We start from the raw sequence: 14688 nt of genomic DNA on the forward strand, positions 1-14688 counted from the left end.
CGAGATTCCAGCCGATCATGCCTGCGAGATCGTGCCGGATCAACATGTTATGACTACCAGCGACGCTTCACGGCTACGCGAGAATGTCAGCCCTGCGCGGCCGATACGGCTATTTCCGCGTGAACGCCTCTTTGGCGTCAATCGCCTCGACGCCGGGCAGGCGCGCCGCGCGCAGCGCCGTGGCGGCCGGATTGTCCGGTCCGTTCAGCCAGGGCAGTTTCGCCGCAATGCCGCGCGTGACCGGCTCGCCCAGCGCACCGCCAAAGTCGAGCGGCCAGAACCCGTTCGGCACGACTTCGGCGGTGATCTCCCCGAGGCGGTAGCCATTGCCGAGCACGGCCTGTGCATCATCGGGCAAAACCACCCGCGCGGTGCCGGGATTGGCCGGATCGCCGAAGCTCAGCAGTACCGGAATCAGCGCGTCCTTCACCGGAACGGTGCCGGTCAGCCGGTTCATCTCGTTGAACGACACCCGTTTGCCGCCGGCGGCGGTATAGGCGCGGAGCGCCAGATAATTGATGCCGTCGAGATCGAGCTTGCCGTCGAGATGCGCCAGCAGGGCTATGAGGTTCTTGCCGCCGCCGAGATCGACGAAAACGGCGTCGCCGACGGTGCGGGTATGGCCGCCGCGGCTGTAGCCACGGTCAGGATGGACCGCCAGCACGCCGGATGCCGATTTGCGCCCCTCGGGGGTCTCGACCTCGACCGTGAGGCGATATTTATGGCCGGGCCGGTTGATCCTGATCTGGTCGCCGATGAAGAGTGCCGCCAGCAGCACAACCGGCCCGACCCATTTGAAATTCATCTCGTCCTCGAGGCCCGCAGCATCAGATGGATGCATCGATTGACATACCGGACGGGCCAGCGTCAAACCGGCGCGCTCGCACCGGCTTGATCCCGGCCGCGTTTTGTCGAAAGACTGGCCGACCGATCATTTGGCGAAGGAATCAACGTGACAGGACCGGCTGACGATCGCCTTCAGGCCCGCAACGATCTGGCGTGGGCCATATCGGTCGGCGGCATCGGCGTCGTGCTGTTCGCAGCGCTGCTGCTGTTCACCTGGACCTTCGCCGCGACCCTGTTCCTGATCTTTGCCGGCATGCTGCTCGGCGTCGCGCTGACCGCAATGACCGACCTGCTCGGGCGCGCCGTCAGGCTGGCGCATTCGCTGCGGCTCGCCATCGTCTGCCTGGTGCTCGCCGGAATGCTGTCGGGCATCGTCTTCCTCGGCGGTGCCACCATCGCCCAGCAGGCGACGGTGTTGAGCAACACGATCAAATCGCAATTGGTCAACGTCAAAGCCTTCCTCGAGAGAAACGGGGTCGATACCAGCTTTTTCGATTTCAGCAGCCTGACGGCAACGCCATCGGATTCTTCGACACCGGCCGCCTCCAGCCCCGCACCGTCCCATAATCTTCCGAGCGCCGGCGCGATTGCGTCGAGCGGCGGCGCTATCTTCAGCCAGAGCCTGAAATTGATTCTGGGAACCGTCAGCGCGGTCGGCAACTTCTTTATCGTGCTGTTCCTGGGCCTGGCCTTCGCCGCCCAACCCGGCGTCTACCGCGCGGGATTGTTGTTCATAGCGCCGGCCAGACATCGCGCGCGCGCCACCGTGATCATCGACCGCATCGGATATACGCTGGAGCGCTGGCTGATCGCGCAGATCGTCACCATGGCCGCGGTGTTCTTCGTGACCTGGATCGGCCTTGCGGTGATCGGCATCCAGAGCTCGTTCATCCTGGGCATCCAGGCCGGACTGCTCGCGTTCATTCCGACCGTCGGCGCGATCCTCGCCGGGCTGATCGTTGTTCTCGCCAGCCTCGCCTCGGGATGGGTCGCCGCGTTGAGCGCCTTCATCCTGTTCCTTGGCGTGCACGCGATGGAGAGCTACGTGCTGACGCCGATCATCCAGCGGCAGGCGCTCGATATTCCGCCGGCCACGCTGTTTGCGTTCCAGATCCTACTCGGCGTCGTGTTCGGCATCTGGGGCTTGGCGCTGGCCCTGCCCCTGATGGCGATCGCCAAGGTCATGATCGACCATTTCAAGGCCGAGGGCGAAGCGCCGCCGGCGGAGGCAATGGTCGCCTAGCCGGCGCTGGTCACCGTGATTTCGGTGTGCTCGACTTCGGGCGGTGCGGCGAAATACTGCCCGACCAGGCCGCGCCACGCGGTGAAATCCTCGGAGCCGCGAAAATCCACGGTGTGGTTTTCCAGCGTCTCCCACTTCGCCATCAGCCGGTAACGCGACGGCTTTTCGATCGACTTGTGCAGCTCGAACCCCTTGCCGCCCCTGGCACGCAGGAACAGCGGGCGCGCCTTGGCGACGGCGGCTTCAAAGTCCTTTTCGGTGCCGGGCTTGACGTCGATCTGTGCGATTTCGAGGATCATCTGGGTTACGCCTTGTTGTGAGAATGCGCGTGTCTAACCCGGCCGGCGAAAAAGCAAAAGCACGTCCGGACCACCCAGCCAAGCCTCCGCGAACGACCTTGAGGGATCGATCGACAACATTGACGCTCTGCGGTGACAGCGATACCCTTGCACAACCCTAGATTTTAGCCATGGACCGGGGGTGCAACATGTCCGATGCGTTTCCTGGAGCCGGACACAAGTATCTGGTCGACTTCCAGACGTCGAAGGTCACGCTGTCCTTTACGTCGGACACGTCGCTGACCTACGTCGTCCTGAATTCCGACGGCTCGGCGGGCGAGACCGCAACCGTCGTCATCAAGACAGAGAACATCGCTCCCGATGTCTATCTGGTGACCTGGGTCGAGAGCGACAACACGACCGTGGTGCATATCGAGGACTACGGCCGCAACACGATCGTCGCCAACATCACGTCGCCGCCGCCGAATTTTGGCTTCAACCAGTTTCACGGCACCTTCCAGCCGGCCGAAGCCGACGCGCCGGCGATTTTGACATACAGCCACGACATCCGGCCGCTGTTTCGCGATATGGACATCACCTGCATGGTTCCCCGCGGCAAGCATCTCGATGATCCCGTGTGGATGTGCACGCCCGCCAACGCCCAGCGGGTGTTCAATGCCGTGTCGGCGCATCGAATGCCTCCGGACGCGGCCTGGCCGCCGGAACGCGTAGCGCTGTTCAAGCAATGGATGGATCAGGGCCTGAAGCCCTGATGTCGCGTTACGTCGGTGAAGGTGGAAGACCTGCGCTCAGCGCGCCCGTGCGCGCTAGCGAAACAGCAGCACCGTCCCCAAGACCATCATCGCACAGCCGGCGAACATGATGGCAGGCCAGCGCGTTCTGCGCTGATCGTAACGCCCCTGCGCACGGCGCTGGATGATCAGCGCCGTCTCGTATTCTTCCGAGCTCGAGAACATGCAGGCGAAGCCGCCGCGCGCCGTGACCGCCGCTGCTTCGAGCGACATCAGGGCAGCCTGCGGGTTTCGTGTGCTTCGTGAGTCCATAACGGAATAATATGGACGGAATGGTAAACGCGAGGTTACCGCGGTTGCATCAGGTCGTTGCCGACGCCGGTTTTGCCGACACTGGCTTGGCCAACGCCGAATTCCCGGCGGTCTTGCGCCGCCAGTTCTCCAGCGACAGCGGCAATTCCTCCGCAGCCTCGACGCGATTGCGGCCGCTGCGCTTGGCCTGGTAGAGCGCCGTATCGGCCGATGCCAGCAGCACTTCAAGTTCGGTGCCCGCCGGCCCGCCGGCGACACCGATGCTGACGGTGGTATCGACGGGACCGCTCTCGATCACGATTCCTGAAGCCGCAAATGCCGAGCGCACGCGCTCGGCCGCGATCACGGCCTCCTCCAGCGAGCAGGGCAACAATGCGGCGAACTCCTCGCCGCCGATTCGTCCCGACAGGTCGCTGATCCGAAGCGTGGAGACCACGACGGTCGCGAACAAGATCAAAACCTCGTCGCCCGCCGGATGCCCGAAGCGATCGTTGATCGACTTGAAATGGTCGATGTCGAAGATCAGTACGGCCACAGGCCGACCGGCACGGGCCTCGCGTTCGATCACGCGCGACGTCGCCTCGACGAATCCACGCCGGTTCAACAAGCGGGTCAGCGGATCCATCGAAGCCGCGGTCTTGTGCAGGGTCACCGCGCGTTCGGAGACCAGCATAAAGATGATGAAGACGGTGCCGACCGCATAGAGCACGAGCTCGATCGCAAAACCGGTGACCCAGATGTTACCGGACAGCTTCGCATTATACGGCCGCATCAGGTGACCCAGGATAATCGGCAGCATCAGCACGAAACCATGCAGTACCGGCACCAGGACCGCCGCCCAGCGCTTCTGCAACGGCTTGCGGCGCTCGGTCCACAATTCGCCCGCGGTCAGCGCCGCATAAAACGCGACGATGCCGGCGCCGATGGTGATGCGGATGGCGAGCGCCCCGGGCGGAAACGCCAGGGCGACGGGGATCCAGGCGATAGCACCCAAAACCATTCCCGGAAGATTGGGTTTGCGGCCATGGAACAGGCGCGAGGCGTTCCAGACCATGCCACATGCGATGAAACCAACGGAATTGAGCGCCAGCGAAAGCGGCACCCCCAGCGACTCGCCGGCGATCGTCCATATACCAACCGACGCAGCCCCCAGCAGATAGGCGGCGCCCCACCATTCCAGCGCCGGAATGTTCTCCTGCTTGCCGAAAATCAGCAACATGCCACCCAGCATTGCCGCAATCATGGTGGCAACGAGATAGAGCGTGGAGGTATCGAGCGACATGGGCTCTCCCGAACGCGTGTGATGCAACTTGTCCGGCGCACGAAAAATGCGGTTTTGCGCCATCGTCTCGCGCACCCTACGGCGTGCCGGGTTCCAATCCGGTTTGCACGGGTGACCAAGTTTTCAGGAAAAACTGCGGTAATTGATAAGTAAATAGAAAGCAGAAAGGGCGCCGATCGGCGCCCTTTCCTTCGTTCGATGAATGCAGCATTCGCTGCAAATTTTAGCGACGCGATTAGCGCTTCGAGAACTGGAACGACTTGCGCGCCTTGGCGCGGCCGTACTTCTTGCGCTCCACGGTACGGGAGTCGCGGGTCAGGAAGCCGCCCTTCTTCAACACGCCGCGCAGATCGGGCTCGAAGTTGGTCAGCGCCTTGGAGATGCCGTGACGCACGGCACCCGCCTGGCCCGACAGACCGCCGCCGGCGACCGTGCAGATGACGTCGTACTGGCCGGCACGGGCTGCTGCGACCAGCGGCTGCTGGATCAGCATGCGCAGCACCGGACGGGCGAAATAGACTTCGACTTCACGGGTGTTGACCACGATCTTGCCGGCGCCCGGCTTGATCCAGACGCGGGCGACCGCGTCCTTGCGCTTGCCGGTGGCATAGGCGCGGCCGTACTTGTCGACCTTCTTGATGTACTTCGGCGCATCGGGTGCGGCGACCTTCAGCGAACCGAGCTGATCGAGAGACTGCATGGTATCGGACATCTTATGCGGCCCTCATGTTCTTGCGATTCATCGAAGCGATATCAACCGTCTCGGGCTGCTGGGCTTCATGCGGATGTTCGGCACCGGGGTAAACACGCAGATTGCCCATCTGGACGCGGCCGAGCGGGCCGCGCGGAACCATGCGCTCGATGGCCTTCTCGAGCACGCGCTCGGGGAAACGACCCTCGAGGATCGACTTCGCGGTGCGTTCCTTGATGCCGCCGATGAAACCGGTGTGCTTGTAGTAGACCTTGTTGTCGCGCTTGCGACCGGTCAGCACGACATGCGCCGCGTTGATGATGACGACGTGGTCACCGCAGTCGACGTGGGGGGTGTAGGTCGGGAGGTGTTTGCCGCGCAGGCGCATCGCGACGAGCGTGGCGAGACGACCGACGACCAGACCCTTGGCGTCGATCAGCACCCACTTCTTCGTCACCTCGGCCGGCTTTGCCGAAAAGGTTTTCATGTGAGGGAATCCGTAAAAATGGAAATCGGCGCCAAGCGCGCCGAACTGCGCGGATTTCTAGAGAACCGGGCAGCGCGCGTCAATGCTGCAATGCATAAATTATATCAGCAAAAACAATAGCTTATAAATATGGTGTTATACTACCGTATAAAAGCCTATTTAGTTGGAATGGAATAGGTCGCCGTTACGTGCGCGATCGGATCGGGCGATGACCCCGACAGCAGATTGACCTCGCCGACCGCGAGCCGCTTGCCGAGCTTCAACAGCTTCGCCGCCGCCAGCACGTCCTGGCCTGGCTGGCCCTTGCGCAGGAAATTGATGTTGAGATTGGTCGTCACCGCTAGCCCGACCGGGCCGATCGCCGACAGCAGCACCACATACATCGCAAAATCGGCCATCGCCATCAGCGTCGGCCCCGACACCGTGCCGCCCGGCCGCAGCATGCCCTCGTTGTAGCGGCGGCGCAGCAGGCAGGTCTCGCCGTCGGCGCTCTCGATGGTGATATCGCCGTCGCTGAAAGCCTGGGGGAATTCCTCGCGAAGGAACTGCTCCAGTTCAGCCACGCTCATTTTCGCTGCCGCCATGCCGTCCCCTGCCCTCGCTTAAATAGGATTGCCTGTTACATTAAGTTGTCATCGAAGCCCTAGTGGAAAATATCATGTCCGCCCAGACCGCCCGAGCACCCGCGCCGCAACCGCCGATCCTCCTGCGTGAGAAGGTCGGCAGTATCGCTGTGCTCACTCTCAATCGACCCGCGGCGCGCAACAGCCTGTCGGAAGGCCTGATCGCGGCGCTGCATGGCGCACTCAAAGACATTCACGACGACACCAGCATCCGCGCGGTCGTGATCGCGGCCAACGGGCCGGCGTTCTCCGCCGGCCACGACATGAAGGAGCTGACCGCCCGCCGCAGCGACGCCGACCGTGGACGGGCTTACTTCGCCGAGATCATGAACGCCTGCAGTGCGATGATGCAGGCCATCGTGCATTTGCCAAAACCCGTGGTCGCCGCGGTACAGGGCATCGCGACCGCCGCCGGCTGCCAGTTGGTGGCGAGCTGTGATCTGGCGGTGGCTTCCGAGGCCGCAGGCTTCGCCACGCCCGGCGTCGATATCGGGCTGTTCTGTTCGACGCCGATGGTGGCGCTGTCGCGCAACGTGCCGCGCAAGCAGGCGATGGAGATGCTGCTGACCGGCGAGCCGGTTTCGGCCGCGACCGCAAAAGACATCGGTCTCGTCAACCGCGTGGTCGCCGCCGGCACCGAGCGTGATGCCGCGATCGCGCTGGCGCAGCAGGTCGCGCTGAAATCCGCCTACACCGTCAAGCTCGGCAAGGAGGCATTCTACCGCCAGGCCGAAATGAGCCTTGCCGACGCCTATCGCTACGCGGCAGAGGTGATGACTGAAAACATGATGGCGCGCGACGCCGAGGAAGGCATCGGCGCCTTCATCGAGAAGCGCGAGCCGAAGTGGCAGGATAAGTGACGACGCGGCCTTCGCGTCGTCATTCCGGGATGGTCCGAAGGACCAGACCCGGAATCTCGAGATTCCGGGTTCGATGCTTCGCATCGCCCCGGAATGACGGTGAAAGAACAAGATGAACCACGACGCCTATGACGACAATTACATTCGCGGCATCCTCAACGGCGTGAAGTCGATCGCGATGGTCGGCGCGTCGCCGGTCAATGTGCGGCCGAGCTATTTCGCCTTCAAATATCTGGCGCAGCGCGGCTACGACATGATCCCGGTCAATCCCGGCCATGTCGGCAAGAACCTGCTCGACAAGCCCTTCGTCGCCTCGCTGGCGGATATCGGCCGCCCCATCGACATGATCGACATCTTCCGCAACTCCAGCCACATCATGCCGGTGGTCGAGGAAGCGTTGAAACTGTCGCCGCTGCCGAAGGTGATCTGGATGCAGCTCGGCGCGCGCGACGACGCGGCGGCGGCAAAGGCCGAAGCCGCCGGCATCAAGGTGGTGATGAACCGCTGCCCGAAGATCGAGTATGGCCGGCTGTCGTCGGAGATCTCATGGATGGGCGTCAATTCGCGCACGCTGAGTTCGAAGCGCGCGCCGGTCCCGACGCAGGGCATGCGGCTGTCGTTGAACCGGACGAGTGTAAGCGGCGGCGATACCGCAGCCTCCGACCGCGCCGCGAAGAACAGGAACGACCTGGCGTGACGCCAAAGCGACATAATCGTTTCGACAACGCGGCATGACGAAGCAGGCCCGTTTCCAATCCGCGATATCTGAACGCCTCGCCTTGACGGCGGACCCGGCTGCGATCAGCATGCCGCGCGTTTTCGAACTGGCCAAAACAGGATTCCAAGAATGACCGATCGTCTCCCGGGATTTTCGACCCTCGCCGTGCATGCCGGCGCGCAGCCCGATCCCACCACCGGCGCGCGGGTGACGCCGATCTATCAGACCACCTCGTTCGTGTTCAACGACGCCGACCATGCCGCTTCGCTGTTCGGGCTGCAGGCGTTCGGCAACATCTATACGCGCATCGGCAATCCAACCACCGCGGTGCTGGAAGAGCGCGTCGCGGCGCTGGAAGGCGGCACCGCGGCGCTCGCGGTAGCGTCCGGACACGCCGCCCAGGTGGTGGTGCTGCAGCAGTTGCTGCGGCCCGGCGACGAATTCATTGCCGCGCGAAAACTCTACGGCGGCTCGATCAACCAGTTCACCCATGCGTTCAAGAGTTTTGGCTGGAACGTGGCGTGGGCCGATCCCGATGACATTGCGAGCTTCGAGCGCGCGGTGACGCCGCACACCAAGGCGATCTTCATCGAGTCGATCGCCAATCCGGCCGGCAGCATCACCGACATCGAAGCGATCGCCGAAGTCGCCCGCAAGGCCGGCGTGCCGCTGATCGTCGACAACACGCTGGCGACGCCCTATCTGATCCGCCCGATCGATCACGGCGCCGACATCGTCGTGCATTCGCTGACCAAGTTTCTCGGCGGCCACGGCAACTCGCTCGGCGGCATCATCGTCGATGCCGGCACCTTCGACTGGTCGAAGGACAACAAATATCCGATGCTGAGCGAGCCGCGCCCGGAATATCACGGCATCCGGATTCAGGAGACGTTCGGCAATTTCGCTTTTGCGATCGCCTGCCGCGTGCTCGGCCTCCGCGACCTCGGACCGGCGATTTCGCCGTTCAACGCCTTCATGATCCTGACCGGCATCGAGACGCTGCCGCTGCGGATGCAGAAGCATTGCGAGAACGCCAAGGCGGTCGCGGAGTTTCTCTCCAGCCATCCCGCGGTGGCGGCGGTGAACTACTCCGGCCTCGCGGGCAACCCCTACAACAGCCTCGCGCGCAAATACGCGCCGAAGGGCGCCGGTGCTGTGTTCACCTTCAGCCTCAAGGGCGGCTACGACGCCGGCGTCAGCCTGGTGTCGAACCTGAAGCTGTTCTCGCATCTGGCCAATGTCGGCGACACCCGCTCGCTGGTGATCCACCCGGCTTCCACCACCCACAGCCAGCTCGACGACGCCGCCAAGGTGAAGTCCGGTGCGGCCCCCGACGTGGTCCGGCTGTCGATCGGCATCGAGGACAAGGAAGATCTGATTGCGGATCTGGAGCAGGCGCTGACGGCGTAGCCTCACGCACGTCATTCCGGGATGGTCCGAAGGACCAGACCTCAGGGGTGCAATTGCACCCTGAGGTTCGATGCTATGCATCGCTCCGGAATGACGGCACACCACAAGCCTCTCGTTAACGGTCATTCCGGCATAGAGTGGCATGGAATAGCTCCGGATGATTCGGGAGACGGTCGATGTTGCGCTGGACAATGCCACTTCTCGTCGCGGTCTTTACGGCCGGAACCGCCTGCGCCGAAGAGCCCGTCGCCGCTAAGCCGGCCGACGCACCTGTCGCCGCCAAGCCGGCGGACACACCCGTCGCCAAGCCCGCTGACGCCGCCGTCGCCATCAAACCCGCTGCGGCGCCCGCCACGACCAAGCGCGCTGACGGTCCCGTCGCCACCAAGCGCGCCACCGTTCGCGCCATCAGAAACTTGCCGCCCGGCCTTCCGCACGCCCAGTACAACGCCCGGACCACGGTGGCTCCGCCCAAATATGTGCGGCGCGGTCGCCAACTGGTGGTGGTCGAGGAAGAAGATCCCGACGTGCTGTTTACGCCGACCGGCGTCGTCCCCTACGCGCCGCGGGTCTTCGGGACGCCGTTGCTGCCGGGCTCGTCGACCCTGCCCGGCTATTACGGCACGGGACATTCCTACAGCTACGACGGCCCGTATTACGGCGGCCCGCAATACGGTCCGTATTGGGCGCGGCTGCCTTACGCCTGCGGCGTGTTCGGATATTGCTAGTCACGTAATCGCCAACAACGGAGACGGACGTGGCCGCGCCACCGCGAAAACCCTTGGGATCGATCGCCGCGCACGTCATCACCGCCGATCTGGTCGCCGTTCTCGTCGCCGTGACCGAGGGCGAGCCGAAGATCATGACCATCGCCAAGGCGGATGCGCTGCCGAGCGGTCCATTCAAATTTACGCACCGCTCGCTGCAGACGGGCCTGCGCGCGTGGGTCGAGGCGCAGACCGGCCATCCGCTCGGCTATGTCGAGCAGCTCTACACCTTCGCCGACAGCGGGCGGACCGGTGACGCCAAGTCGCCGCATACGATCTCGATCAGCTATCTCGGCCTGACGCGCGAGGATCAGGTCGGCGCGGGTTTTGAGGCCCACTGGTCCGGCTGGTACGACTATTTCCCCTGGGAAGACCACCGGGCCGGCGCCCCCGCTTTGATTGCCAAACTGCTGGCGCCCCGGCTGCGCGCCTGGGCCAAATCCGCGCCATCCGCGCCCCTGCAGCGCGACCGCTGGCAGCGCGTCGCCATTACCTTCGGCCTCGACGACCGCGAATGGAACGAGGAACTGGTGCTGCAGCGCTATGAGCTGCTGTACGAGGCTTCCCTGATCCCGGAGGCCGCGCGCGACGGCGGCAGCGCGGCGATGGTTGTTCCCGGGCGGGCGATGACCGGCGATCACCGCCGCATTCTCGCCACCGGCATCGCGCGACTGCGCGCCAAGATCAAATACCGTCCCGTCGTGTTCGAACTGATGCCGGCGGAATTCACCCTGCTGCAACTGCAACGCAGTGTTGAAGCGCTTGCAGGTCGGCTGGTGCACAAGCAGAACTTCCGCCGCCTGATCGAACAGCAGCAACTCGTTGAGGAAACTGGCGCAATGGCCGCCGACACCGTTGGGCGGCCGGCAAAACTGTTCCGGTTCCGCCACGCCGTGCTGGCCGAACGGGCCGTTGCCGGCACCAAACTTCCGCTTTCGCGCACTTGACTTCGATTATGCTCAGGATAAGTATAAGCCATAATATGCTCATGGAGAGTATAAATGGCCGATCTTCAAACCGCCCTCGCCCGCACCGATCAGCTCTATGAGCGGGTCAAACGGGTGATCTCGCCGCCCGAATGGGCCACCTTTGCCGGGGATGTCGACGCCATCCTCGAACTCAAGAAAAAGCACAACGCCGTCATCCTGGCGCACAACTACCAGACGCCGGAGATCTTCCACGGCGTCGCCGATATCGTCGGCGACAGCCTCTTGCTGGCACGCGAGGCCACCAAGGTCGACGCCGACGTGATCGTGCTCGCCGGCGTGCACTTCATGGCCGAGACGGCCAAGTTGCTGAACCCGAAAAAGACCGTGCTGGTGCCGGACCTTGCCGCCGGCTGCTCGCTCGCGGATTCAATCACGGCGCAGGATGTGCGGCTGATGCGCCAGCGGTATCCCGGCGTGCCCATCGTCACCTATGTCAACACCTCGGCCGCGGTGAAGGCGGAATCCGACATCTGCTGCACCTCAGGCAACGCGCTCAGGGTCGTGGAGTCGTTCGGCGCCGAGCGCGTCATCATGCTGCCGGATGAATATCTGGCGCAGAACATTGCCGCCCAGACCGCCGTGAAGATCATCGCGTGGAAGGGCCATTGCGAAGTGCACGAGCTGTTTACGCCTGATGACATCAGGCAACTGCGCGAGAACCATCCCGGCGTCACCATCCTCGCCCACCCGGAATGCCCGCCGGAGGTGGTGGCAGAGGCCGACTTCTCCGGCTCGACGGCCGCGATGTCCGATTACGTCGGCAGCAAGCGCCCGCCCCGCGTCGTGTTGCTGACGGAGTGCTCGATGAGCGACAACGTCGCCGTGCTGCACCCCGATGTCGAGTTCATCCGGCCCTGCAATCTGTGCCCGCACATGAAGCGGATCACGCTGAAGAACATTCGCCACGCGCTGGAAACCGGCCAGCACGCGGTGACGATCGATCCCGCCATCGCAGCGCCGGCCCGGCGCGCCGTCGAGAGGATGCTGGCGCTATGAGCACGGATCTTTCAGCCCTCAACAACCGGCCGGTGATCATCGGCGGCGGCGCCGCCGGATTGATGACGGCGTTGCAGCTTGCTCCGGAGCCGGTGCTGCTGCTGTCGAAAGCGCCACTCGGCGCGGAAGCCTCGAGTCTGTGGGCGCAAGGTGGCCTCGCCGCGGCGATGGGCGACGACGACGCCCCTGCTCTCCATTTCGCCGACACGCTCGCCGCCGGTGCAGACCTCTGCGATGCAGCCGTCGCGCGGCGGATCGTCGATGCGGCGCCCGCAGCCGTCGAACATCTCGCCAGACTCGGCGTCGCCTTCGACCGCCGGCCCGATGGCGGCTGGCGGCTTGGGCTCGAGGCCGCGCACGGCCGCAACCGGATCGTGCATGCGACCGGCGACGGCACCGGCCGCGAGATCATGCGCGCGCTGATCGCGGCCGTCCGCCGCTGCCCGTCGATCACGTTGCTGGAGGGCGTCGAGGCACGCAGCCTGATCGTCGAGGACAACGCGATCAAGGGCGTGCTCGCCGCGAACGCGGACGGTCCGCTGGTGATCGACAGCGGCCGCGTCGTGCTTGCGACCGGCGGCATCGGCGGGTTGTTCCTGGACAGCACCAACCCTGCGGGGTGCTTCGGCCAGGGCCTCGCGCTGGCGGCACGCGCGGGCGCAAAACTTTCCGATCTCGAATTCATCCAGTTCCACCCGACTGCGTTCGACGGCCCGTCGCGGCCGATGCCGCTGGTGACCGAAGCCGTGCGCGGCGATGGCGCCACCCTGATCGACGAGACCGGATTGCGTTTCATGGCGGACCAGCCCGGCGCTGAACTGGCGCCACGCGATATCGTCGCGCGTGCGGTCTGGCACCGCCGCGCCGAAGGACATCGTGTTTTCCTCGACGCGCGCACGCATCCTGGAGCGGAATTTGCAAAGCGCTATCCGGTTATCTCGGCGTTTTGCAAAATGGCCGGGATCGATCCCGCAACCGATCCGATCCCGGTGCGGCCGGCGGTGCACTACCACATGGGCGGGATTGCCGTAGATATTGCGGGCCGCAGCACGGTCGATGGCCTCTGGGCCTGCGGCGAAGTCAGCCGCACTGGGTTGCACGGCGCCAACCGGCTCGCCAGCAATTCGCTGATGGAAGCCATCGTGTGTGCGTCGTGGGTTGCGGAAAGCGTCAAAGGCGCGAGCCGCGGACCATTGAAGGCGCGCGCGACCCTGGCGCCGCTGCCCGCATCTGACGCGTCGGCGGTGCGGCCGATCCTGTCGCAGGGCCTCGGCGTGCTGCGCGACCGGCACGGCATCGAACGCACCATTCGCGGGCTTTATCCGCTCGCCAGCGGCACCAGCGCGGCAGCCGATCCAGCACTGGTCGGATTGATGATCGCGGTGGCAGCCTTGCGGCGCGAGGAAAGCCGCGGCGGCCATTTTCGTACCGATTTTCCGGACGCGCGGCCCTCGGCCGTGCCGTCATCTCTCACGCTCGCGGATGCGCTCACCGCCGCGCGCGAGCTCGTTGAAACGCCGTCTCTGTCTGTCGGGAGTGCCCAGCCATGACGCTTACGCCTCTTCTGCCCCTCATGTACGAACCGCTGGTCCGGACCGCGCTGCTCGAGGATCTCGGCCGCGCCGGTGACATCACGGCAGACGCGATCGTGCCGGCCGACAAGCGGGCCTCATTGGTACTGCGCGCGCGCCAGCCCGGCATCGTGGCCGGGCTCGACATTGCCCGATCAGCGTTTCAGCTCGCGTCCCCCGAGATCAGGCTCATCGCCGCGCGGCCCGACGGCAGCGTTGTCGCGCCGGGCGACATCATCGCGGAAATCGAAGGGCCCGCACGCGGACTCCTGACCGGTGAACGGACGGCGCTGAATTTTCTCTGCCATCTGAGCGGGGTTGCCACCGCGACGGCTTCGCTGGTAACGGCCGCGCAAGGCACCAAAGCGCGCATCGTCTGCACCCGCAAGACCACGCCTGGACTTCGGGCGCTGGAAAAATACGCGGTCCGCGCCGGCGGCGGCAGCAACCACCGCTTCGGCCTCGACGATGCCATGCTGATCAAGGACAACCACATTGCGCTCGCCGGCAGCGTTCGCACCGCGATCGAGCGCGCCAAGGCGCATGCCGGCCACCTCGTCAAGATCGAGGTCGAGGTCGATACGCTCGCGCAACTCGAACAGGTGCTGGCGCTCGGCGTCGACGCGGTGCTGCTCGACAACATGACGACCGACGAACTGCGGCAGGCGGTTGCGATGATCGATGGCCGCGCGATCACCGAAGCCTCTGGCCGCATCACGGCGACCACCGCCAAGGCGATCGCCGAAACCGGCGTCGACCTGATTTCGGCCGGCTGGCTGACGCACAGTTCGGCCGCGCTCGATATCGGACTGGATTATCTGGAAACGGAATCAGCGGGGAGTTCGCGCAGCGCTGCCGCGTAG

Annotated in this window: 17 protein-coding genes; 10 read left to right on the forward strand and 7 right to left on the reverse strand. The window is 64.5% G+C overall.

The genetic code is table 11. From position 1 onward, the window contains the following. Positions 1-109: 109 nt before the first annotated feature. Positions 110-841 (reverse strand): hypothetical protein, encoded by a 732-nt coding sequence (locus BLS26_RS01805; RefSeq protein ID WP_244541813.1) that lies wholly within the window; start codon positions 839-841, stop codon positions 110-112. Positions 842-952: 111 nt separating this feature from the next. On the opposite strand from BLS26_RS01805, the gene BLS26_RS01810 reads away from it, so the two are divergent. Next, on the forward strand, positions 953-2089 hold the full coding sequence (locus BLS26_RS01810; protein ID WP_092507903.1) for an AI-2E family transporter: 1137 nt from the start codon (positions 953-955) through the stop codon (positions 2087-2089). Here the strand turns inward: BLS26_RS01810 and BLS26_RS01815 are convergent. Then, positions 2086-2388 (reverse strand): antibiotic biosynthesis monooxygenase, encoded by a 303-nt coding sequence (locus BLS26_RS01815; RefSeq protein WP_092507905.1) that lies wholly within the window; start codon positions 2386-2388, stop codon positions 2086-2088. The genes BLS26_RS01810 and BLS26_RS01815 overlap by 4 nt on opposite strands. A 188-nt stretch (positions 2389-2576) precedes the next feature. Between BLS26_RS01815 and BLS26_RS36460 the strand changes: the two genes are divergently transcribed. Beyond that, positions 2577-3140 carry a hypothetical protein gene (locus BLS26_RS36460; protein ID WP_197681303.1) on the forward strand — a complete coding sequence of 188 codons (564 nt, stop codon included), beginning with the start codon at positions 2577-2579 and terminating at the stop codon, positions 3138-3140. A gap of 54 nt (positions 3141-3194) precedes the next feature. Here the strand turns inward: BLS26_RS36460 and BLS26_RS01825 are convergent, their stop codons facing one another. From BLS26_RS01825 to BLS26_RS01845, 5 genes are all read right to left on the reverse strand, one after another. Continuing rightward, complete coding sequence (locus tag BLS26_RS01825) at positions 3195-3392, reverse strand: hypothetical protein (RefSeq protein ID WP_371360749.1); 198 nt, start codon at positions 3390-3392, stop codon at positions 3195-3197. Positions 3393-3480: 88 nt separating this feature from the next. Then, positions 3481-4713: a diguanylate cyclase gene (locus BLS26_RS01830; RefSeq protein ID WP_092517516.1), complete on the reverse strand. Its 1233-nt coding sequence runs from the start codon at positions 4711-4713 to the stop codon at positions 3481-3483. A 235-nt stretch (positions 4714-4948) separates the two neighbouring features. Continuing rightward, positions 4949-5425 (reverse strand): 30S ribosomal protein S9, encoded by a 477-nt coding sequence (gene rpsI, locus BLS26_RS01835; protein ID WP_043197415.1) that lies wholly within the window; start codon positions 5423-5425, stop codon positions 4949-4951. Between the two features lies 1 nt (position 5426). Continuing rightward, a complete protein-coding gene (gene rplM, locus BLS26_RS01840; protein WP_092507909.1) occupies positions 5427-5891 on the reverse strand; it encodes a 50S ribosomal protein L13 in 465 nt (154 codons plus the stop codon). A 155-nt stretch (positions 5892-6046) separates the two neighbouring features. Further along, a complete protein-coding gene (locus BLS26_RS01845) occupies positions 6047-6475 on the reverse strand; it encodes a PaaI family thioesterase (RefSeq protein WP_092507911.1) in 429 nt (142 codons plus the stop codon). Positions 6476-6549: 74 nt separating this feature from the next. Here BLS26_RS01845 and BLS26_RS01850 point away from each other — a divergent pair, with 74 nt between their 5' ends. From BLS26_RS01850 to nadC, 8 genes are all read left to right on the forward strand, one after another. Further along, positions 6550-7374 (forward strand): enoyl-CoA hydratase, encoded by an 825-nt coding sequence (locus tag BLS26_RS01850; protein ID WP_092517518.1) that lies wholly within the window; start codon positions 6550-6552, stop codon positions 7372-7374. 112 nt (positions 7375-7486) lie between these two features. After that, positions 7487-8071: a CoA-binding protein gene (locus tag BLS26_RS01855; protein ID WP_092507913.1), complete on the forward strand. Its 585-nt coding sequence runs from the start codon at positions 7487-7489 to the stop codon at positions 8069-8071. A gap of 150 nt (positions 8072-8221) precedes the next feature. Beyond that, entirely contained in the window at positions 8222-9502 is a 1281-nt protein-coding gene (locus BLS26_RS01860; RefSeq protein ID WP_092507915.1) for an O-acetylhomoserine aminocarboxypropyltransferase, read from the forward strand. A 176-nt stretch (positions 9503-9678) separates the two neighbouring features. Continuing rightward, a complete protein-coding gene (locus BLS26_RS01865; RefSeq protein ID WP_092507917.1) occupies positions 9679-10230 on the forward strand; it encodes a hypothetical protein in 552 nt (183 codons plus the stop codon). Between the two features lie 29 nt (positions 10231-10259). After that, positions 10260-11216, forward strand: a complete 957-nt coding sequence (locus tag BLS26_RS01870; RefSeq protein ID WP_092507919.1) for a hypothetical protein — start codon at positions 10260-10262, stop codon at positions 11214-11216. 54 nt (positions 11217-11270) lie between these two features. Continuing rightward, the gene (nadA, locus tag BLS26_RS01875) at positions 11271-12254 is read left to right on the forward strand and encodes a quinolinate synthase NadA (RefSeq protein WP_092507921.1); all 984 of its coding nucleotides are present in this window, start codon (positions 11271-11273) and stop codon (positions 12252-12254) included. Then, positions 12251-13804, forward strand: coding sequence for an L-aspartate oxidase (locus BLS26_RS01880; protein ID WP_092507923.1), 1554 nt, complete (start codon positions 12251-12253; stop codon positions 13802-13804). Before nadA ends, BLS26_RS01880 begins: the two co-directional genes overlap by 4 nt. Continuing rightward, positions 13801-14688, forward strand: coding sequence for a carboxylating nicotinate-nucleotide diphosphorylase (gene nadC / locus BLS26_RS01885; protein ID WP_092507925.1), 888 nt, complete (start codon positions 13801-13803; stop codon positions 14686-14688). Before BLS26_RS01880 ends, nadC begins: the two co-directional genes overlap by 4 nt.

It is taken from the genome of Afipia sp. GAS231, assembly GCF_900103365.1.
Classification (GTDB): domain Bacteria; phylum Pseudomonadota; class Alphaproteobacteria; order Rhizobiales; family Xanthobacteraceae; genus Bradyrhizobium.